General features: G+C 38.5%; 19 protein-coding genes. 10 read left to right on the top strand and 9 right to left on the bottom strand.

Annotated elements, in window-relative coordinates; all coding sequences use genetic code 11:
* Positions 1–122: 122 nt before the first annotated feature.
* Complete coding sequence (locus tag TW85_RS11325) at positions 123–926, bottom strand: hypothetical protein (RefSeq protein WP_046017225.1); 804 nt, start codon at positions 924–926, stop codon at positions 123–125.
* Between the two features lie 64 nt (positions 927–990).
* Positions 991–1,926 (bottom strand): chemotaxis protein CheV, encoded by a 936-nt coding sequence (locus tag TW85_RS11320; RefSeq protein ID WP_046017224.1) that lies wholly within the window; start codon positions 1,924–1,926, stop codon positions 991–993.
* Between the two features lie 115 nt (positions 1,927–2,041).
* On the opposite strand from TW85_RS11320, the gene TW85_RS11315 reads away from it, so the two are divergent.
* Both TW85_RS11315 and TW85_RS11310 read left to right on the top strand, forming a co-directional pair.
* A complete protein-coding gene (locus TW85_RS11315) occupies positions 2,042–3,232 on the top strand; it encodes an HDOD domain-containing protein (protein WP_046017223.1) in 1,191 nt (396 codons plus the stop codon).
* Positions 3,232–4,020 carry a TatD family hydrolase gene (locus TW85_RS11310; RefSeq protein ID WP_046017222.1) on the top strand — a complete coding sequence of 263 codons (789 nt, stop codon included), beginning with the start codon at positions 3,232–3,234 and terminating at the stop codon, positions 4,018–4,020. The genes TW85_RS11315 and TW85_RS11310 overlap by 1 nt, the downstream gene beginning before the upstream one ends.
* Here TW85_RS11310 and TW85_RS11305 read toward each other — a convergent pair.
* The 6 genes from TW85_RS11305 to TW85_RS11280 all read right to left on the bottom strand — a co-directional run bounded on the left by TW85_RS11305 (position 4,012) and on the right by TW85_RS11280 (position 13,151).
* On the bottom strand, positions 4,012–4,281 hold the full coding sequence (locus TW85_RS11305) for a glutaredoxin family protein (protein WP_046017221.1): 270 nt from the start codon (positions 4,279–4,281) through the stop codon (positions 4,012–4,014). The genes TW85_RS11310 and TW85_RS11305 overlap by 9 nt on opposite strands.
* A complete protein-coding gene (locus TW85_RS11300; RefSeq protein ID WP_046017220.1) occupies positions 4,274–4,939 on the bottom strand; it encodes a TetR/AcrR family transcriptional regulator in 666 nt (221 codons plus the stop codon). The genes TW85_RS11305 and TW85_RS11300 overlap by 8 nt, the downstream gene beginning before the upstream one ends.
* Positions 4,917–7,535 (bottom strand): EAL domain-containing protein, encoded by a 2,619-nt coding sequence (locus TW85_RS11295; RefSeq protein WP_046017219.1) that lies wholly within the window; start codon positions 7,533–7,535, stop codon positions 4,917–4,919. The genes TW85_RS11300 and TW85_RS11295 overlap by 23 nt, the downstream gene beginning before the upstream one ends.
* 136 nt (positions 7,536–7,671) lie before the next feature.
* Positions 7,672–9,999 carry a DNA polymerase II gene (locus TW85_RS11290; protein WP_046017218.1) on the bottom strand — a complete coding sequence of 776 codons (2,328 nt, stop codon included), beginning with the start codon at positions 9,997–9,999 and terminating at the stop codon, positions 7,672–7,674.
* Positions 10,000–10,002: 3 nt separating this feature from the next.
* Complete coding sequence (locus TW85_RS11285; protein ID WP_046017217.1) at positions 10,003–12,468, bottom strand: FtsX-like permease family protein; 2,466 nt, start codon at positions 12,466–12,468, stop codon at positions 10,003–10,005.
* Positions 12,465–13,151, bottom strand: a complete 687-nt coding sequence (locus tag TW85_RS11280; RefSeq protein WP_046017216.1) for an ABC transporter ATP-binding protein — start codon at positions 13,149–13,151, stop codon at positions 12,465–12,467. The genes TW85_RS11285 and TW85_RS11280 overlap by 4 nt, the downstream gene beginning before the upstream one ends.
* 35 nt (positions 13,152–13,186) lie before the next feature.
* On the opposite strand from TW85_RS11280, the gene TW85_RS11275 reads away from it, so the two are divergent.
* The 3 genes from TW85_RS11275 (at position 13,187) to TW85_RS11265 (ending at position 15,587) form a co-directional block, all read left to right on the top strand.
* Positions 13,187–13,801, top strand: a complete 615-nt coding sequence (locus TW85_RS11275; RefSeq protein WP_157196933.1) for an arylesterase — start codon at positions 13,187–13,189, stop codon at positions 13,799–13,801.
* 9 nt (positions 13,802–13,810) lie between these two features.
* On the top strand, positions 13,811–14,740 hold the full coding sequence (locus TW85_RS11270; RefSeq protein ID WP_046017214.1) for a D-2-hydroxyacid dehydrogenase: 930 nt from the start codon (positions 13,811–13,813) through the stop codon (positions 14,738–14,740).
* A gap of 121 nt (positions 14,741–14,861) precedes the next feature.
* Positions 14,862–15,587 (top strand): pseudouridine synthase, encoded by a 726-nt coding sequence (locus TW85_RS11265; RefSeq protein ID WP_046017213.1) that lies wholly within the window; start codon positions 14,862–14,864, stop codon positions 15,585–15,587.
* Positions 15,588–15,611: 24 nt separating this feature from the next.
* Here the strand turns inward: TW85_RS11265 and TW85_RS11260 are convergent, their stop codons facing one another.
* Complete coding sequence (locus TW85_RS11260; protein ID WP_046017212.1) at positions 15,612–16,115, bottom strand: GNAT family N-acetyltransferase; 504 nt, start codon at positions 16,113–16,115, stop codon at positions 15,612–15,614.
* Between the two features lie 215 nt (positions 16,116–16,330).
* Here TW85_RS11260 and TW85_RS11255 point away from each other — a divergent pair, with 215 nt between their 5' ends.
* From TW85_RS11255 to TW85_RS11235, 5 genes are all read left to right on the top strand, one after another.
* Positions 16,331–16,678, top strand: coding sequence for a hypothetical protein (locus tag TW85_RS11255; RefSeq protein WP_046017211.1), 348 nt, complete (start codon positions 16,331–16,333; stop codon positions 16,676–16,678).
* 208 nt (positions 16,679–16,886) lie between these two features.
* Complete coding sequence (locus tag TW85_RS11250; protein WP_046017210.1) at positions 16,887–17,894, top strand: GGDEF domain-containing protein; 1,008 nt, start codon at positions 16,887–16,889, stop codon at positions 17,892–17,894.
* A 54-nt stretch (positions 17,895–17,948) separates the two neighbouring features.
* A complete protein-coding gene (locus tag TW85_RS11245; protein ID WP_046017209.1) occupies positions 17,949–18,344 on the top strand; it encodes an acyl-CoA thioesterase in 396 nt (131 codons plus the stop codon).
* Between the two features lie 375 nt (positions 18,345–18,719).
* Positions 18,720–19,910: a thiamine pyrophosphate-dependent dehydrogenase E1 component subunit alpha gene (locus TW85_RS11240; protein WP_046017208.1), complete on the top strand. Its 1,191-nt coding sequence runs from the start codon at positions 18,720–18,722 to the stop codon at positions 19,908–19,910.
* The gene (locus TW85_RS11235) at positions 19,903–20,880 is read left to right on the top strand and encodes a transketolase C-terminal domain-containing protein (RefSeq protein WP_046017207.1); all 978 of its coding nucleotides are present in this window, start codon (positions 19,903–19,905) and stop codon (positions 20,878–20,880) included. The genes TW85_RS11240 and TW85_RS11235 overlap by 8 nt, the downstream gene beginning before the upstream one ends.
* Positions 20,881–20,898 lie beyond the last annotated feature (18 nt).

Here is a 20,898-nt window from a genome sequence, read left to right as displayed (position 1 = left end):
TCCAATTTAGATTCAAACAAAGAAATATCATCAAGTGACTAACACCCACTCGAAAGAATTAACTCATGTATATAATTACAGTTAATTTTATCACGCGAATTCTCTCAGAAACAAGCAAAGGGCTAAGTGATAATACTTCTAATTACGATCGCAAGAAGAAATAGAGCGAGTATATAGTGCAACCATGCTTTATCAGTTTGGTTCTGCGTGTTTTTAACCAAAGCATTTCCAATGTAAGAACCGCAAAATACTAGAATTGATAGCGGCCAGCATATATAACCAATCATCCAGTTTTGCTGCCATTGCTGTGATTCAAAAACTGTAACTGGTAATGCAGGAAAAACGAAGCCTAGTAAGGCAGGAAAAACAACAAACATGCTTAAGGTCGAAAAGTAATCAAACCCTTCTGTATTAGATTTAATAGGTAAAACCTTTCGCCATTCCGTTCCAGCCGCCCCTAACGGCAAAGAAAGTAGCGAAAGATACCAAAAACGACCACTAAAGCTCTCTTGAAAATACTTTTCCCTGTTAAGGTATGGACCTAAAATCAATGACATTGCAAATAAAGCCAAAAGAATGCAATAGAAGCTGTAAACATAGATCGATGGAACAATACCTAAAATTTGTGCAATTAAAATTGAACTTAAGCTAACTCTTGTTGCAAAAAACCTTGAAACTAGCTCAAAGTCCCCTTTAAAATTTTTCGCGGCCGACACAAAAGATAAAACACAGAAAGGCAAACTTGCAGCCAAGCAAGAGGCAATTAAAATTAATAATGAATCTTCAACACTTACCGGCAATAAAGACTCAAACCCCAACATTCCCGGAATAAGGATTAATGACAAACTCACACTATTTAACTTGTAATAAACACCCGATATTAACGCAAGCACAAAAACAAGAGGCAGTAACCAAAGTAAATCCAAACTTTTCTCCAACACAAAAAATAAGGCAGCGAATGCTGCCTTATTTCATTAACACTTAATAAAATCAGTCACGACTCACAACATCTCTAATTCTATCTTGTACGATGGCCGCCAACTTATCTGGCTGAAATTTAGACAAGTAATCATTACAACCAACCTTTTGGACCATGGCTTTATTAAAACTGCCACTTAATGAAGTATGCAAAACAATGTAAAGGTCTTTAAGCCTTGGATCATCACGCACTTCTTTCGTTAATCGATAACCATCCATCTCAGGCATTTCAGCATCAGTAATCATCATCAGCAGCTTATTAGGCACATCTTCGTTATCAGCAGCCCATTTCTTAAGCATCTCCAGACCTTTCTTACCATCTGTTGCTGTATGAACCTTAATCCCCAAAGAATCTAAAGTTATCTGACATTGGTGAAGACCAACCGAAGAGTCATCTACAACTAGAACCTCAAGCCCTTTAGCTAATGAAAGAAGGTCTTTATCAATAATTTCATCACTGATACGACTATCGTATGGAGATATTTCAGCCAACACTTTCTCAACATCAATGATTTCAACAATACGTTCATTTACTTTAGTAATCGCCGTTAAATAATTTTGACGTCCTACACCGTCTGGTGGTGGAAGAATCTCATTCCAGTTCATATTGATAATTCGGTCTACTTCACCAACCATGAACCCCTGAATGGAGTTGTTGTACTCTGATACAATTAAATTACAGGTTTGTTCATCAGAAAGAGGACGCAGCCCAATTGCCTGTGACAAATCAATTACAGGAATTGTTTTACCACGGAAATGAGTAACTCCGCCGACAGAAGGATGACGCTGCGGCATTAGATTAAGTTTCGGTAGCTGTACTACCTCTTGTACTTTAAACACATTGATTGCAAAAAGTTGCATTCCATTGAGGCGAAACATGAGCAACTCTAATCTATTTTCCCCTACAAGTTGCGTCCTCTGATCTACGGCTTCTAACATTCCCGCCATGCGTTACTCCAAAGTTATTAAATCTAGCATTGTGTTTATTATAAACATGATATTGAATTGCGTAAGCTGTTACAGTACTTATTTAGTTATTGACCACTATATTTGAGACACTTTCATGCAAGAACAATCCGTGCTGCTTGCACGACAAGCCATTTTAAATAGAAAAGGACATATTGAAGCCTATTCAATCCTTTATCCTGACAATAAACTTTCTGATTTAGAAAGTAGTAACAACCTATTACACGCGTTAATCACGGACCTTGATCTTGATATTGTAACTAATAACACAAAAGCCTTCATTGACATTAGCATTGATGTGTTATTAAAACCGCCCGCTTTTTCCTTAGATAATTATGTACTTTTTTTTAGGGCCCCGTCACCCTTTCCAGACAGTCTAATCGAACATATCGCATTATTACATGAAGATGGCTATAAACTCGGTTTAATTAATGCAACTCCTGACTCTGTTCCTTTAGCAATTATGCATTACATTAGTTATGTTAAATTTAACCTTAAAGAAATGGGTTTACGAAACACAATTAAGTTGCTTGACGACTCTTTCTATAAAGATGTCTGTTTACTCGCCAATCAGATCAATCTAAGCCAGCATAATGATGCCGCACAACAGATACCAAAGATAACCCTCTTTTCAGGCAACTTCCATACTGCAAAAGAAGATATTCATGGCAAGAAAACACATTTATATAAAGCACTTGTTATTGAGTTCCTTGCCAAGGTAAATGAAGCTAACAGTAATATTACCGAATTAGCAGCCATCATTGAAAAAGACGCTACTTTAGCTTACAAAATAATAAAACTTACTAAACGAGCACCCAGCTATCAAAACTTCCAAGTATCAAGTGTTCAAAGAGCGCTAGAAGTAATAGGCCTTAGGGATGTAATGAAATGGTTTAGCATGGCTGTTTTTAACGCTATTAATGGTAAACCTGACTGCTTATGTCAAATGGCCCTTACCAGAGCAATGTTTTGCCAGCAAGTAGCTAAAAAGCTTTACCCAGGTGAAGCTCATGCTTTTATAGTTGGTCTATTCTCATACCTTCCTTCTTTTTTTGGTGAAAGCATTGAGCAGCTATTAAATGAAATACCTCTTGATAAGAATTTGTCTCTTGCACTTACTCAGTTTAAAGGCCCTCTTGGAAACACTCTTAAAATGGTTCAACAATACGAACGTGGGCAGTGGGAAAGTCTCCCCTTGGAAGCTTTAACACAAGCAGGTCTTGATAAAGCAGAAATGAAGTCGCTTTATATTGAAAGTATCAAACAAGCAAAAGAGTTGCAGTTTTAATGATAGATATTGGCGTAAACCTTACTCACCCCTCTTTGCTCAACAACCTTGAGCAAAATATGATTGACTGGCAACAAGCAGGTGTTAGCAACATAATTGCAATCGCGTCGAATATTGAAGAAAGTGAGCAGCTTTTTGAGCTTGTAAAAAAATTTGATGGCATCCACATTACATTAGGCTGCCACCCTCATCATGCAGATTCATGGAACCTAGATTCAGCAAATAGGATCACTGCTTTACATAAAGCGAGCACAAAAGCAGTTGCTATTGGTGAGACCGGCCTCGATTTTAACCGTAATTACTCAACTCAAGATAACCAAATAATCGCTTTTAACGAACAAATCCAACTTGCTAAAGAGTTAAAATCCCCCTTATACCTCCATGAAAGAGATGCTGAAGAAACCTTGATCAACATTTTAAAATCTCACTTTTCAAGCGAAGTACATGGGATATTACACTGCTTTACAGCAAATAAAAACACATTGAAGCGTTATCTAGATTTAGGGCTTTATATTGGAATCACTGGCTGGGTTTGTGATGAACGAAGAGGACAAGACCTTCAAGAAGCAATCAAGTACATACCTCAAGATAAAATCTTGATCGAGACTGATTCACCTTACTTGCTACCAAGAACACTTAGACCAAGACCTAAAAAGAATCACCCTAAATTTTTACCTCACATAGCAACTCAAATTGCGAATCAACTTAATCTGTCAGACGATGAATTAATTCAGGCAAGCCGTCAAAACACAGAAAAGCTTTTCAATTTAAGCCTTAATTTAGAGTAAATAGCGACGCTTTGGTGAGTGCTGACGCCAGATTTTCTGAATATCACTCGCCTCAAAAGGCCAATTTAGCTCTTGATCGCCAAGCTTCATGACAGGAATCCTCGTCGCCATGGCACTCATCAAGCTTTCATTTTCAACAATATCTATTTGTTTTATTGAAACATCCTTAGGAAGAGTAGCCCTTCCTAAGGCAAGAGCATCATCACAAAGATGACACCCTAGTGTTCCATATAAAACAACTTCTGGTAACGCTTTATGCATAGTCATTTTTAGTTTGGTTTAGTGATAAAACAGAAACAGGTAAAGTATATAATGGTGTACAAGGACACACTTTTTTAGCTGCATCTTTCGAAATAGTAGGAGGAACACCTACTAATCTTAATACAAGTTCAGCACAGCTTACTGCAATTTCTTGACCTCTGTCCTGATTTTCCAGTGCTTGCCTTAGCAAACCGAACATACCCTTTTCAACAAAGTCTACAACAACTTCATCAACTTCTATAGAGAATAGCTCTTTTGCTTTGCCTGCTTGTAAAATGGGTGATAAAAGTTGATCCACGCCAGGCTCAAGACGATCAGAAAACTCAGTACCACCTAAAATATACTGAGCCCATACAGCTTTTGAATTCGCAAGCTCAAAAAAGTATTTAATAAGCAAGGTTAATTGCGAAACTGGATCCATCTCTACTTTTAATAAAGCATCAAGATCGTGATACAAGACATCACTCAATACTTTTTTAAGGTCATCCAAAGCGGCATCTTTACTATCAAAATAGTTATAAAAGGTGCCAATACTAACATTTGCCAACTTAGCAATGTCCTGAACACCCACTTCATTCCAATTAGATTGTAAGATCATAGTTTGCGCAGACATGCGTAATCTATCTAGAGTTAGTTCACGTTTCATAGGTGATTTCATGTTTTGTTCCAATAATATTCCGTTTATTGTCATATCCTTTGTACCACAATCCAAAATCTGTCTCTGACATAGGTTTCGCAAAATAAAAACCTTGGCAAAGTTGGCAGCCATAGCCTGCAAGCTGTTCAGCCATTTCGAGACTTTCAACACCTTCTGCTATCACTTCCATATTCAAAGCCTTACCTAGCATCACCGCTGCTTCGACGAGACTTGCATTGTGTTGTGCCTTGTCATCCTTAACTAAAAATCCTTTGTCAATTTTCAATTCAGTAAAAGGCAACTCTTTAAGATACACTAAAGAAGAATAACCCGTTCCAAAGTCATCCAGCGCCATCTTAACCCCCAAGTCCAAAAGATCCTCAAGGGCATTACGACTTTTTTCTATATCACCAATGATAGCAGTTTCTGTCACCTCAAAAGTAACTAACCTTGGTGGAACACGATATTTCTCAATAATACTTGAGACTTCTTGTATCAAAAATTCATCAGATAGGTTTCTAGCCGATAAATTTATTGATATAGCAATTTCCTGACCAGTCTCTTGATAAAATCTTTGATAAAAAGCACACGATTCTTTCACTACAAATGCAGTCAAAGGTGTAATTAATCGACACTGCTCAGCTATAGGCACAAAGACATCAGGAGGAATCCAACCATACTCATCATCCTTCCAACGAACCAAGGCCTCAACACCAAATAAACTCCCATTATGAGTATTTACCTGTGGCTGAAATGCAAGCTGTAATCGACCTTGGTCTAATGCCATTTTCAATTTAGACATTATAATCCCTGTTAATTCAGGGTCTTGGCCTAATTTGTTATGGTAATGTAACACTTTTAAACGCCTTTGTGATGCTTCTTTAGAAGCAACTTGTGCACGCCTTATTACACGGTCTACTTTTTCTGAGTCATGCAGTTTACTGACACCAATCGTTAATTCAATATCTAAAAACATATTCTCATAATTAAATGGACCACTTAGACTATTATGCAACCAATTAAGCTCTTCACTAATGTCATACTCTTTCGGGCTAATTAAAATTAGACATAAATCTAATGAGTCCAATACCACAGCCCTATCTTGGCTCCACTGGTAATCAAGCTTTAAATATTGAGACTTATTACCAAGTAATCGCCTTACTCTATCGTGCAACTCATGCACCATAGCTTCAGCCACTTGCTGACCAAACGACAATACTTGCCCATAATAGCCTTCAAAATGAATCAAAACAGCACTGGCACTATGATCAGAAGGCACTTCAGCACTCAACTTTGGCCAGTTAGCTAGTAACACGTCTTTTTTAGGCAGATGCGAAACTGAATCATGAGTCGCTTGGAATAACATATGTTTTTCAATATGCACTCTCTGCTCGGCTTCCTTATGACTTTGTAAAGTCGCCTCAATACGAGCTTGCCTCTCACTTTCAAAACGACACACCATGGCTGTTGTTAAAAAGAAAACCTCCAGAACAGAAGCGATCATGTTAGCGTTATTAACAATAGGGGTTGAGGGCAATATTCCAAAGACTCCAAGTACAACAACACTCACACCAAGAGCCATTACAAGCCAAGCCATAGCAAAATATAACTCACCTCTCAACCTACTCTTGTTTTTACGGCAGTAATCAACCGCAAGAAAAAGACAAAAAAGGTTAGTTAAAAGGATAAATATTCCACTAATTTTACTTAACGGCATATACCATTGCGGTACAAGAGAAATCAGCAAGCCAACCATGGCAAGCATTTTAAGTACGTCAGAAAGCACTTTTATCTTGCTATTTTCCAGCTTAATATAACGACATACAAAAACGAGTTGAAAATAAATAAGGGTATAAGAAAAGAGATTAGTTGAGACTTGATTCCACTCGGGAGATCCAGGCCAAAGCCAACGGAATAATAAGCCATTCAAATTTAGAGTAAGCCCCAAACTTGCCAACACATAAACACCGTAAAGCAAATAATTCTTATCGCCACTAATGGCAACAATAATAAGGCTCATTAAGATCATTAAGCCCATATAACCTGCAAAAGCACCAGAATATAGATTTTCGGCTGCTTCCGCCTGAATCAAATCTTCATATTGCTCAAAGTATAAGGGAACCTTTAAAGTACCACTACTTTTCACTCTAATGAATAAAGTTGAACCCTGTGATTGAGCGTCAATAGGAAAAGCAAAGTTTGAGACTTTAACCAACCTATTATCAAAAGGGCGAGCATCACCTGTCTCTATCTTTAGTGTTTCACCTTCTTTCATTACTTGATAAAAATCGATTTCATCAAGTAATGAGTAATTAACAACCAAGAACTGCCCCTTCTTTATCTGATTTTTAAGGGGTAATTTAATCCAATGAGAAGCGGTCGAATAACCAAAAGAAAGTGAATTAGACTTCTGCGGTAGGTTTTGCCAATCGCTTTGTGGCAAATTTAGAATATCATGAAAAGCTAAGTTTTCATTTTCAGAAATGTATACCTGATAATCTGAAGCATACTCGATATTTGACTTACTAATCCTATGCTCATTTACCGCCCAAACCAAAACTAGCACAGCAAATAAAAAAAACGCCAATAACGCTACTCGTACGTTAGCAAATGTCATTCCTTTGTCACCAAGTTATTACCTTCAATGCAATCTATCTCAGTTTTAAAGCGTTAATCAATCTTTTTATCAAGATTAAGGCAAATAACGCTCTCATATCTTGCATAACTAAATAGCATATTTTTTAAAAATCAGATTACAACAAACCCAACTGAGGCGTTGTTAAGCTCGCCAAGTCAGTTCCAAACAAAGATAATACACTGTCAGCAATAGGTTCTATTTGCTTTTCTAAATAATGGTCATAATCAATATTATCTAAGTCCCCTTCCTCAGCAAATGGCTGCACGCCCTGAACAGAATAATAATATTGCACACTTTGACGACCTAATGAAAATTCGGGCTTAACCCCTAATTGTATTCGCCTCTGATCTGCAATCTTAGCCGCCCTTACATGTGGAGGCGTCACTTTAGTATATTCACAAAGAGGTCTTGAAAGGCGCTTTTGATAGACAAGCTGATTATCGTACTTACCTTGATAAAGCTCTTCTACAACTTGTTTAACAAATGATACAGGAGATTCATCATTAAAAATTCGCTTAAATAAAGCTTTCTGAAAATAGCGAGCAAATGGCGTCCAATCACTTCTTACGGCCTCTAGTCCTTTAAAGATAAGCTCATCATTAGCAAGACCTGCATATCGCTTTTTACTACCTTCAACCTGCCCTCTAATCGTCGGCATAAAAAATCTTTCATAGGTTCTTTCAAACTCTAGCTCTAGGTAGCTGTCAATTTGATAATTCTCCCTGCAGAACGATACCCACTTCTGATTTATTTCTTTACAGAGCACATCTCCCTTATACTTTACTTCTGTTGAAGATAAGCTTTCATTATCAAAAGTAATAAACAATGAATCAGTATCACCATATATTACCTTGGCATTTGCTTGCTCGAACCACTTGCGAGTTTGATTTAGAATCTCGTGCCCACGCATAGTAATAGAACTTGCAAGCTCAGGGTGATAAAAACGACATAAGTTTGAACCTAAAACCCCATAAAACGAATTCATGATAATTTTGATGGCATAACTTAGTATATCGTTGTCAGTTGCTTTTGCTTCTTCCCTTGCTGAAGATAGCTCACTGATTAAGTTAGGCAATATGGGGGCATCTTTCGAATAACTTGCACCAAGAAACCCCTCCACCCTTTCACCTGATTGCTTAACTCTAGCTAAAGGATCGACCAAAAAAGTTCGGATAATACTGGGATATAGGCTTTTAAAATCAAATACCAATACATTTTTATACAAGCCAGGCACGGATGACATAACAAAGCCACCAGGGCTTGCAATAAAAGGGTCTTTTGAGTAATTTGGCCCAGCTCGTCCCTGTTGATGCAACAGAGGAAGGTATTGATTTTCAAACGCTTGTACCGAACCACCGGTTTGAGAAAATGGGATACCAGTTAAATCGACGCGTGTTTGCTGTAACTCGATTAAATTTAGTTTTTTGAAAATCCCCAAGACTAAGCGGCAGTCTTGCAAGTTGTATTCAATGAAACTCACTTGATCTTCTTGATGCAGCCTCTCTATTTCTTGCCAGCGCTGACTACCATGAACCAATTTCCCGTCATCTAAAATCTCACGACTAACATTTTCAAGGCTATAAGAATCAAAGTGATAACCAGCCACTTTCAGGAGATCAATACCATCTAACACTGCTCGCCCGGGAATACGAATAAAACGCCTTGAAGAACCTTCTTTTCCACGCATATTCCAATTCTGGCCATCAACACCAAAACCTGGCTTTAAACCATAAAAGTGACATCTTTGATCAATAAAATTTAAATCAAACCCAACCAGATTCCAGCCAATGATAATGTCGGGGGAATATTGCTTTTGAAAACGCATAAACTCGAGTAACAAAGTCTTTTCATCACTACAAGGGAAGACCCTTCCATCATCAAAACTTTGATCTGAAACGATAAAGCAGGCTTCATATTCTTCACAAACAATAGCAATCGATAGAATACAATTACGTGAGACTGAAGTTTCGATATCTAATGACCAAATAAGCCAATTCGGTTCATATCTACTAGGTAAAAGGCGCGCTTGAGTTAAAGTTTTTTTATCCTCTGATAAATATCCAAGCATTTTTACTTTTCCCTTAATACCTCGCTCCATGATGTATCTGTCTTCTGGTCTTACATCATGCTCATAATATGGGAAACCATTTTTTTCAAGTAATAGAGTAACCTGAGATTGAACCTGTAAGCTTTCACAAGAAATAAGATAAAGAGGCTCTTCTGTAAATGACAAATAAGATTGCTGTATAATTTTTATGCAAGGAAGCCCTTCTAACAAGGGCAAGGCAAGAACAGATACAAAAAAAATGCATTGCTGCTTTTCGGGAATCACTTTCAAACAAACTGCATCAGTTTTAACCCAAAATGCGGTTTCTATTTTATTAGCTACATCCTTACTCTGGCGAGTAAGGATGTAGCCATTAATTTCAGTTAACTCAGACATAGCTTATAGGGCTTGCAACATTCTCATAGGCGCCACTTTTAGCACAGTTCTCCCCGCAAACAAACCGATACTTGTCACTATAATAAATCCAAGTAATGGCCCAAGCAGCCATAAGATAGGGTGAAAACTTGCACTCAGTTCAAATAAGTACACCTGCAACCCGAACAAACAAGCTTCCGCGGCCATTGCCGCAATAATGCCAGCAAATATGCCTAAAAACCCAAACTCTATCAGCATTGCCTGACGAATTAAGCTCTTACTTGCACCCAAAGTGCGTAATAAGGCGCCTTCTTCTAACCTTTCATCCAAACTTGCTCTAATACTTGCTACTAGTACTAAAGCACCTGAAGCAACAATAAAGCCCAACAACAACTGAATTGCTTGAGAAACTTGCGCAATAATTAATTGTATCTGCCCTATCAAATCACCCACATTCAATAAAGAAACAGTTGGGTAGTTTGCCATTCCCTTGTAAAACGCCTGCTTATTCACATCAGTTACATGCACACTGGTAATATAATTCGCAGGAAAATCGGATAAAATCGTTTTAGGTAGAATAAGATAAAAGTTTGGCCTCATACTCCCCCAATCAACTTTACGTATTGAGGTTATTTTTTGGCTGTACTCACGCCCACCAATGAATAGTGTAATTTCATCACCAAGCTTTACACCGGCCTCTTCTGCAGCTGTTGATTCAATAGAGAAACCATCTTTTAGAGGGTTAAATACACCTTCAAGTATCACATTGTCTTCACCAAGTGTATCAGTCCAGGTTAAATTAAGTTCTCTAGATAACATCTCGGGCCTTTCCTCTTTTTTACCATAGAGGTCAGTAACCTTTTCTTGATTCACTTTAGTAACCCGCCCAAGTACCATTGGGTACCAGTCAGACTCTTCAATTTCAAGACCTGTCATCATTGATTGCAAAGGCTCAACATCTTGCTGCTGAATATTAAATAAATAATGATTCGCCGCACCTTCAGGAAGCTGAGACTGCCAGTCTGAAATCAAATTACTTCTAACACCCGTCAAAATAAGTACGAGCATGATGATGAGAGTAAAAATCAATAGTTGAAATAAGTTAGACTGCAGCCTTCTATGAAGTGCAGCCAAACCAATTTGCCAACCACTAGTTGCACCAGTTGTCAGTTTCCGACCTAACTTGAATAGAATAAAGCCAATAACACCAACCAAAGCAGACACTAATAAGATACTCAATACCATGAGGCTTGGTAACAAAATACCTTGGGTGTATATCACCATCAAAGCAAACATACCCACGAAACCACAGGCATATAACAGCGCTGTTTTTCCCTCAATTCGCCCCATTGGCTGCAGCACACTTAAAGGTGAGACACCCAATAAGCGCACCATTAATGGCAAACAAAAAGCAACTAATGATGTTAAGCCTGTTACAACACCTAGCCACATTTTTTCAAAACCAGGTTCAGGTAAGGCAGTCGATAACAACGCCTCTAGAGAAAGTGCTATAAATGCTTGAACACTCCAACCTAAAAGAAGGCCAATTATAGAACCCAAGACTAAAATACAAATTAGTTGCCAAATTAAAATTGAGGCTACTTTTTTAGGCGTCGCGCCCAAAGTTTTCATCACAGCAACTTGCGCTAAATGCCTTTTTACATAGCGATTTGATGCCAATGCCATAGCAACACCAGCCATAACCACTGCCAAAGTGCCTGCAAGCAATAGAAAAGACTCAGCCCTATCAATTGTTGCACCTATACCTCTACCACCCGCTCTTGGGCTACGCCATTCTTGGTTATCACTTAGTTTTGGCGTAATCCATTCTTCCATTTCATCTAACTGACTTTCTATACCAGCCATAAGCAACGCATAACGAACTCTACTACCTGGCTGGATAACTTCTGTTTTATCGAGATCTTGCCAATTAATAACCGCTCTTGGTGCAATAGCAAATGCACTAGCCGTTGAACCTGGATCTCTTACAAGGTAAGCCGTTACCACAAAGTCAGCTTCACCTATTTGAATGCTATTCCCTATTTCAACATCAATTAAGCTTGCTAAACGAGAAGATACCCAAACTTCACCTGTGTTAGGGCCTTTTTCCGTCGCCTTTCCTGTACCAAATAGAGTGCTATCAATTAGATACTCACCTCTTAACGGATAAGCTTCAGTTACAGCACTTACTTGAGATAGCTGTAAGCCAGATTCAGTAAACACCATGGTCGAAAACCAAGCTCTGTTCGCTACTTCTAGCCCTTTAGACTCAGCTTCTTCTTCCCATTGAATAGGTAAAACCTCAGGACTTCGTACGACCCTATCAGCTGCCAGCAAGGTAGCTGATTGCAATTCAAAAGAACTTTGTAATCTATCTATGAATAAGCTAATACCCGTAACTGTCGCGACTGATAACGCAAGCGCAAGCGCTAACGTCAGCACATCGCCATTTCTTAACTCTCTTAATAAAAGTCTCAGCGCTAAATTCATGACGCCTCGCTTAAGCGACCAGCGCTCATAGAAAGTTGACGCTGACAACGCTTAGCAAGGGTTGCATCATGGGTTACCATAACCAAAGTTGTTCCGAGAGACTCATTAAGATCAAAGATCAGATCACTGATGACTTTGCCTGTTTCAGCATCTAAATTACCCGTTGGTTCATCTGCAAAAAGTATTTTTGGAGCAGAAGCAAATGCCCTAGCAATAGCAACACGTTGCTGCTCTCCTCCTGAAAGTTGTCTCGGATAATGATTTAAACGATGAGACAAACCAACTTGCTCTAGAAAACCAAGTGCTTTTTCCTTAGCTTGATTATCACCACTAAGCTCTGCAGGTAGCATGACATTTTCAAGCGCGGTTAAGCTTGGTAATAAATGAAAAGACTGAAAGACAAAACCCACATATTGTCCTCTTAATTGTGCCCTTTCTTCTTCATCAAGTTTAGATAAAGCCTTATCATAAATGTAAGCTTCGCCACCTGAACACACATCTAATCCTGCAATTAATCCAAGTAAAGTTGATTTACCCGATCCAGAAGCGCCAACAATTGCAACAGACTCACCCTCCTTGATTTCCATATCAATACCTTTCAATATGGATAGTTCACCAGCACTGGTTGCAACACTATGAATTAAATTATCGGTTCTGATGGCAATTGCTTGTGGATCATTCATAAATAAAACTTACTCTTCAATTATTGGCGATTATGATGTTTAAACTGTTACGAATATTTCTTTTAACACTTATCTCTCTTTTCTTACCCTACACTCAGGCATCAACCGTTCTAGTACTTGGAGACAGCCTTAGTGCTGCCTACCAGCTCCCTGTCGAAAGTGGTTGGGTACACCTGTTAGAACAAGAAGTTAACCAACAGGGTAAAAGCATTAACATTATTAACGCAAGTATCAGTGGTGAAACAACCCAAGGCGGTGCAGCAAGGTTAACCTCTTTACTTCAAGAACAACCAAAGCTCGTTATTCTGGAGCTTGGCGCTAACGATGCACTACGCGGTTACCCTTTAAAAACCACCAAAAGCAATCTTATAAAGATGATTCAAGACAGCAAACTTGCGGGTGCGAAGGTTCTATTAATTGGCAATCAAATACCACCAAACTATGGTCGTCGCTATTCAACTGCCTTTTTTCAACTATATCAGGACATTGCTAAACAAGAAGAGGTTTCACTTGTTCCCTTTATGCTAGATAATGTCGCGCTAAATCAAGATCTTATGCTTAATGATGGCCTTCACCCAAATGCTCAAGGGCAAACATTCGTATTAGAAAACATTATGCCTAAAGTCTTGCCACTTCTTGAATTAAAATAAGGAAATACTATGAAAGCTGTTTTTTTAGACCGCGGTAGTTTCCCCGACAGCATCAACTTTGATTATCCAGCAACACTAGAGACTGTTCGTGAATACCCAAGTACAGAGAAAAACCAAGTGCTCGAACGTATTCAGGGTTTTGATATCGTGCTTTCTAATAAAGTTCAACTTAGCGCTGATATTTTAGCTCAAGCCAGCAGTGTTAAGCTTATCCTTGTCACAGCCACTGGAACAAATAATGTGGACCTTGAGTACTGCCAACAAAATAATATCTTAGTTAAAAATGTTACTGGGTATTCAATTAATAGCGTACCTGAACATACATTTAGCCTACTTCTGGCACTTAAACGTAATCTCATTGCCTATAGCCAAGCAACAAAGAATGGAGATTGGGAGAAATCTGAGCACTTTTGTTTTCATGACTTTCCTATCACAGACCTAGCTGGCTCCAATTTAGTCATTTTTGGTAAAGGCGCACTTGGTAACCAAGTTGCAAAAATTGCAGAAGCGTTTGGTATGAAAACGTTTTTCAGTGAAAGAAAACATGCACACGAAGTGAGAGAAGGCTATATCGCATTTGATACCGCTATTGAAATTGCTGATGTCATTAGCTTTCACTGCCCTCTCACAGAAGACAACAGACACATGATAGATGAAGCCGCCTTTAGCAATATGAAAGCAAATTGCGTACTAATTAATACAGGAAGGGGTGGATTAGTAGACGAAGCCGCATTAGCAAGGGCTATTAAAACCAAACAAATTGCTGGCGCTGGGTTTGATGTCGCAAGTGTAGAACCCATGCCGTCGTCTCACCTATTGCAAGACCTGAGTAAAGAAGAAAACTTTATTCTGACCCCACATGTAGCTTGGGCAAGTCATGACTCAATGCAAACATTAGCTAATACCAGTATGCAGCAATTGTCAGACTTTATGAGCTAATATCTAACTCATCAAATCGCCTAACGTGTATTTATCTATTGATGATTGCACCAAACAATACATAAAGGCTTATTATTAAACTGATAAGCCTTTATTTCGATCCACATTAATTTATTAAAACATGCATTTAGATATCCTATACCAAGATGATCACCTTGTTGTCATCAATAAACCTTCTGGTTTACTCGTTCACCGCACTCAACTTGCTAGCCAAGAAACTGATGCCGTTGTACAAAGGCTAAATAATCAACTTGGTAAATGGGTTTACCCTGTTCATAGGCTTGATAGAGGTACATCGGGTGCGCTTGTGCTTACTTTTTGCGCTGAGACAGCTCGCCACCTCTCTGAACAGTTTAGCCAAGCAAAGGTAGACAAGAGCTACCTTTGTATTGTTAGAGGTCACCCAGAAGACAGTGGCATTATTGATTACCCTTTGGCGAAATTAAATGAAAACAAAGGCCAATCTCGCTTTAAAATAGAAGGTACAGAAAAAGAGGCTATCACGAATTTTTCTTGCCTCAATCGGTTTACCTTAAATCACCCTGTAAGCAAGTACAGCACCACTCGCTGCGCCTTATTGGAAGTCAAAACTGAGCAAGGTAGAAAACACCAGATACGAAGACACTTTAAGCATATAAGGTTTCCGCTCATAGGTGATACTCGTTATGGCTGTCGCCACCATAACAAACTCTTTAGAGGTTTAGGCCGAGCCCAAAGATTGATGTTACATGCCAAGTCACTCAGCTTTATTCATCCTGTTAGCTTAAACTCAATTAGTTGTGAAGCACCGTTACCAGTAAGTTTTAGCGATTTTATTCAGTATTTAGCCGACGAAAGTATCAGCTGACACTTAACAAAAATAGACAGAAGTTTAACCTTCAATCGACCATACATATTCACAGGTTTCTTGATTCACATCCCCTATTAGAATAGGTTTTGAAGGACGCTTAGTTACCTTAAAACCCGTTTTCAATAAGAGTTTGTTGCTTGCCAAATTAGACTTTAGTGTTGTGGCATATATTTCTTCTATTCCAGATGAAGCCCAATAGGCAACAAGTCGTTTAAGGATATAGCTTGCTATGCCTTTTCCTATCCAAGCTTGATCCATACGATAAACAACCTCAACAACTTTCCTGTGTTCTTCAATGAAGTAGAGGTTAAATCGACCAATCAGTACTCCTGAGTTTGAATAAACCAAGTAGTACTTATGATCTCTTTGATTCTCTATTTGCTGACGTATGAAACCTTGATCCAATTTATCTAAATAAGAGCTGGGTAGATAATTTAAAAACCAGTCTTTGTTTTCTTGTTCAAAAGCTAAAATTTTTAATACATCCTGAGTGCTGGCCGTTCTTGTATAAAAAAGAGACTTCATAGTGATAACTCGAAAATAAAAGGAGTCCCTTATTACCTTGTTTGAAAAATGACATATCAAAATTAATCTAATGTCTTTTGTGTGACTCCTGTCACTTTCATTTTAGGCAGACTGAGCAAAGTTTTCGAATTAATGAGCAAAATAACTTTAAACAGCCATGATTCCCTCAAAGAGGATGTTATAATGCCAAGCAGAATTTTTAGATTAAGAGCAAGATGAAAAAGCGCAACCTCGTATACTCCACAGATCAAACTCAAATGTGTCCTGACTGTAACCAACATCAAAATGTGTGTATTTGTAAAGATGAAAACGCTTTAGTTGGTGACGGTAACGTAAAAATCACCCTTGATACAAAAGGCCGTAAAGGTAAAGGCGTTTCTGTTATCACAGGTTTAGCTTTAACCGAAAAAGACTTAAAAAGCCTAGCAAAAGAGCTAAAAAACCTATGTGGTACTGGTGGTTCGGTAAAAAACAATCAAATCGAAATCCAGGGAGATCATAGGGATAAACTAATTTTAGCCTTAGAAAAGAAGAAGATACGAGCAAAAAAAGCAGGTGGCTAAGTTTTACTAAACCCTACTCTAATTTTACTTAAAACTACTAAAGCTTTTACATGTTTAGTCGATAAACTAGTCGTAATTTACTTCAAAGCAAACGATAAAAATGCTGTTTCAGTAAGAATAAGTGAACAGCAACTCACTTAACTGTTTTATTTTTTCGATTTCACCAGGACGGAAATTCGACAATGTATACCTAAGAGGAAACGCTTAAATGCATCAAGACAATCCAATACAAGCGTCACGTTTGCTGCGGAAAGCTGTACCCTTGATGGTAAAATTAAACATTCCTCCAACACCTTATAACTATGGTGTCTGGTACCATTATGTTTCCAACCGTGACTCTCAATTAAATACAATTGTCGATCAAACTATTCGCAAACTGGGTAATATTCCTCATTTCTTAGCAAAGGAGTTCTTCCACGAATTTGTTGCTGATGACGATAAAAAGTTTGATGATGACAAAAAGAGTCAAATTGAAAAAATTATTAATACAGTGGGTTCAAGCTCCAAACAAATGGAAAATAGCATCAAGGATTTAAACTTGGTGCTTAGCAATAGCAAGAAAGTTCTCAAATCGAGCTCAGGTAATAAGCAACTAGAAAAGGTCGTGTCATATCTTGAAAAGGGTACAGAAAAAGCCTCACAAGAATCTGAAAAATTCTTAGCTAAGCTTGAAGAAGCGCAAACTGAAATGGCTGAGCTAAAACAAGCCCTTGCAGAAGCTAAGAGTGAAGTAGAACTTGACCCAATTACAAAACTTGCTAATCAAAAAGGACTTGAAAGGCATTTATTCTCTTGGCTCCCAGCAGCAGAAGATGACTTATCCCTTTTCATTTTAGACATTGATCATCTAGATAAAATCAATAAAGACCATGGCAAACAAGTTGGAAATCAGCTAATTCGTTTCTTAGCAAATTACTTAAAAAGTAAGAAGCTTGAAAACGCTTTGATTGCCAGACTCTATGGTGGTACTTTCGCTATCTTGATGAATGAAGCAAGCATGAGTTTTAGTAGCCAATATGCTGAGACATTAAGAGCGAATATCGAAGGTCAGATTCTAAGACATAAAGAAACCAAAAAGGTACTATGTCGCTTCACAGTATCCATTGGCGTTGCAACAACAATTGGTGAAGAAAACGCCGATCACCTAATGGATAGAGCCAAAAAATACTTAACTGAAGCGAAAAAAATGGGAAGAAACAGCACCGTTTCTCATTAACCCTCCAAACTACAAACTTTATAGTAAATTTTATACTTAAACCAAGGATGCCCTATGTCTGAGTTACACTCGATTAATTTTGAAGTAAGAGACTATGAATGTGATATGCAAGGTATAGTAAACAACTCGGTTTACCAGAATTATATCGAACACGCTCGACACAAATTCTTACTCGCTAACAATGTTGATTTTGCTAAAATTACCAAGCAAGGAATTCACTTAGTTGTTATGAGAGCAGAGCTCGATTTTAAGAAGCCTCTAACCAGTGGTGATGAATTCATTGTCACAACTAAGGCTGAACGCCAGTCAAAATTCAAGTTCGACTTTCATCAAGAAATCATAAGAACCAGTGACAAAAAGGTAATTTTGAAGGCAAAAATCATTGCAGCTTCAATCACTGACAAAGGAAAACCAGTTATTTTCTCTGGACTTGATCAGGCACTTATATAAAAAGTTTATTTTTCACGACTGAATTAGGTTTATTTATCATCAAAAAGCCAAGATTTTTCAAGATCGCATTCAGTCGTAATTATATAAATATCCAATATCAAATTTTCTTTTTTTCACAAAAACGCCCTCCAACCGCCTTCTTGAACCAGTTTCCTAACAAAAAAGTTTATAAAGCTTAATCAGTTGCGCCTTAAGGGTCTATATTTAAAACTGATAATACTGCAACACTCTTTTACATAATCTTCTTCAGTATGATCTTTACATAACTAGTGTTTCGGTATTAAAGTCACGGGGTAAGTTTTTGGCGATCCCAAAAATCTTACCCATGCTACCGACACAATCGTTAGTCATAAAATAAAAACAAGAAGGTCAACTATGAGTGATAAACGCAAGACAGATGCGCAGATCGTGCATTGCCCTGAATTTTCAGAAAACTCATCCTTGAATATACCAACCTTACGTATACTTCAAGATGACGGAACCCTCTACCCTAATGCTGCTATGCCTGATATTGACCAGACACTAGCACTTAAAATCTACGATACTTTTCTTTTTATTCGTGCTTTAGACGAGCGTATGCTGGCGTCTCAACGTCAAGGTCGTATTAGCTTTTATATGACTGAAACAGGCGAAGAAGCGGCCGATATTGGCAGTACAGCAGCGCTTAAAGACGATGACATGATCATGGCTCAATACCGTGAACAAGGCGCTCTCGCTTTTCGTGGCTTTGAACCTGATGAATTTATGAACCAAATCTTCTCTAATGAAAAGGACTACGGCAAAGGGCGACAAATGCCCATTCATTATGGTTCTAATAAACTTCATTACATGACCGTTTCGTCACCTCTAGCAACTCAGTTACCACAGGCGACAGGCTATGCTTACGCTCTAAAAGCGCAAGATAAACCAAACTGTGTGATTTGTTATTTTGGCGATGGCGCAGCCTCAGAAGGTGATTTCCATGCCGCGCTAAACATGGCAGGTGTTTTAAAAACACCTTCAATTTTCTTCTGTCGAAACAATGGTTATGCCATTTCAACACCCGCTCATGAACAGTTTGCCGGTGATGGTATAGCGCCAAGAGGTGTTGCCCTCGGTCTTAAAACAATTCGAGTTGATGGCAATGATGTTTTGGCGGTTTTAAAAGCGACACAAGAAGCACGTAAGCTTGCCGTTGAACATCATCAACCTGTTTTGATTGAAGCGATGACCTACCGATTAGGTGCTCATTCAAGTTCTGATGATCCTAGTGGGTATCGCAATAAATCCGAAGAAGATACTTGGCGTTCTAAATGTCCAGTTTCTCGATTTAAGCATTGGTTAATACATCAAGGTTGGTGGGATGAAGAGCAAGAATTAGCGCGTAAAGAAACCCATAGAACCAGTGTTGTACAAGCAATGAAAAAAGGGGAAAAAGTACCTGCCCCAGCTCTAAAAGAATTATTTACAGATGTATATGACAGCTTGCCTTGGCATTTAGAAGAACAGCACAAGGCACTAGAGCAACATATCCGAAAATATCCGGATGCATATAAAACAACATCTTGGAGATTCGACGATGAGTAAAATTAACTTATTACAGGCAATCAATAATGCTTTAGATATTGCCATGACAAGCAATGAGAAAACCCTTTGTTTTGGTGAAGATGTAGGTCATTTTGGCGGAGTATTCAGAGCGACCAGCCAACTACAAGAAAAACATGGTAAACACCGTTGTTTTAACACCCCTTTGACAGAACAAGGCATTATAGGCTTTGCAAATGGTGTGGCATCTCAAGGTATGACAGCGATTGCCGAAATACAATTTGCTGATTATATATTCCCTGCATTCGATCAAATTGTGAATGAAGCAGCTAAATTTAGATATCGTTCTGGTAATGAGTTTAATGTAGGTAGCCTGACCATACGTACCCCATATGGTGGTGGTATAAATGGTGGTCTTTACCACTCACAATCCCCTGAAGCATACTTCACCCATACCCCGGGTTTAAAAGTGGTTGTTCCCCGCAATCCAGAACAGGCGAAAGGTTTATTGCTCGCCTCAATTCGTGATGATAACCCTGTCATATTTTTTGAGCCTAAAAAGCTCTATCGAGCTTCAACGGGTGAAGTACCAGATCATGATTATGAAATCCCTCTCGGTAAAGGTGAAATAGTTAAGGAAGGCTCAGATATCAGTCTACTTGCATGGGGAGCACAAATGGAAGCCATTGAAAAAGCCGCCGAAATGGCTGAAAAAGACGGTATTTCCTGTGAAATTATCGACTTACGCACCCTACTACCTTGGGATCGTGATCTTGTAGCTGCATCAGTGAAAAAAACTGGCCGATTAATCATTAACCACGAAGCACCTAAAACCAGTGGCTTTGGCGCAGAGATTGCCGCCGCAATTCAAGAAGAATGCTTTTTATATCTAGAAAGCCCTATTGTCAGAGTGGCGGGCTTAGATACCCCATTCCCACTAGCGTTAGAAAAAGAATATATGCCAGATCATCTGAAGACCTATGAAGCAATTAAAGCCAGCCTAAACTACTAACCCGTTATCAGGAGACCC

It is taken from the genome of Marinomonas sp. S3726 (assembly GCF_000967665.1).
In the GTDB taxonomy this organism is placed as follows: Bacteria; Pseudomonadota; Gammaproteobacteria; order Pseudomonadales; family Marinomonadaceae; genus Marinomonas.
Note: the sequence above shows the minus strand (reverse complement) of the source record. Positions and strands in the feature narration are given on the sequence as shown.

What these genes read in the sequence shown, in the direction of transcription:
- TW85_RS11245 (WP_046017209.1), top strand. Translation starts at nt 17,949, where the DNA reads ATGTCTGAGTTACACTCGATTAATTTTGAAGTAAGAGACTATGAATGT.
- TW85_RS11320 (WP_046017224.1), bottom strand. Translation starts at nt 1,926, where the DNA reads ATGGCGGGAATGTTAGAAGCCGTAGATCAGAGGACGCAACTTGTAGGG.
- TW85_RS11300 (WP_046017220.1), bottom strand. Translation starts at nt 4,939, where the DNA reads ATGAAATCACCTATGAAACGTGAACTAACTCTAGATAGATTACGCATG.
- TW85_RS11305 (WP_046017221.1), bottom strand. Translation starts at nt 4,281, where the DNA reads ATGCATAAAGCGTTACCAGAAGTTGTTTTATATGGAACACTAGGGTGT.
- TW85_RS11280 (WP_046017216.1), bottom strand. Translation starts at nt 13,151, where the DNA reads ATGAATGATCCACAAGCAATTGCCATCAGAACCGATAATTTAATTCAT.
- TW85_RS11270 (WP_046017214.1), top strand. Translation starts at nt 13,811, where the DNA reads ATGAAAGCTGTTTTTTTAGACCGCGGTAGTTTCCCCGACAGCATCAAC.
- TW85_RS11265 (WP_046017213.1), top strand. Translation starts at nt 14,862, where the DNA reads ATGCATTTAGATATCCTATACCAAGATGATCACCTTGTTGTCATCAAT.
- TW85_RS11290 (WP_046017218.1), bottom strand. Translation starts at nt 9,999, where the DNA reads ATGTCTGAGTTAACTGAAATTAATGGCTACATCCTTACTCGCCAGAGT.
- TW85_RS11295 (WP_046017219.1), bottom strand. Translation starts at nt 7,535, where the DNA reads ATGACATTTGCTAACGTACGAGTAGCGTTATTGGCGTTTTTTTTATTT.
- TW85_RS11260 (WP_046017212.1), bottom strand. Translation starts at nt 16,115, where the DNA reads ATGAAGTCTCTTTTTTATACAAGAACGGCCAGCACTCAGGATGTATTA.
- TW85_RS11315 (WP_046017223.1), top strand. Translation starts at nt 2,042, where the DNA reads ATGCAAGAACAATCCGTGCTGCTTGCACGACAAGCCATTTTAAATAGA.
- TW85_RS11235 (WP_046017207.1), top strand. Translation starts at nt 19,903, where the DNA reads ATGAGTAAAATTAACTTATTACAGGCAATCAATAATGCTTTAGATATT.
- TW85_RS11275 (WP_157196933.1), top strand. Translation starts at nt 13,187, where the DNA reads ATGTTTAAACTGTTACGAATATTTCTTTTAACACTTATCTCTCTTTTC.
- TW85_RS11250 (WP_046017210.1), top strand. Translation starts at nt 16,887, where the DNA reads ATGCATCAAGACAATCCAATACAAGCGTCACGTTTGCTGCGGAAAGCT.
- TW85_RS11285 (WP_046017217.1), bottom strand. Translation starts at nt 12,468, where the DNA reads ATGAATTTAGCGCTGAGACTTTTATTAAGAGAGTTAAGAAATGGCGAT.
- TW85_RS11240 (WP_046017208.1), top strand. Translation starts at nt 18,720, where the DNA reads ATGAGTGATAAACGCAAGACAGATGCGCAGATCGTGCATTGCCCTGAA.
- TW85_RS11255 (WP_046017211.1), top strand. Translation starts at nt 16,331, where the DNA reads ATGAAAAAGCGCAACCTCGTATACTCCACAGATCAAACTCAAATGTGT.
- TW85_RS11310 (WP_046017222.1), top strand. Translation starts at nt 3,232, where the DNA reads ATGATAGATATTGGCGTAAACCTTACTCACCCCTCTTTGCTCAACAAC.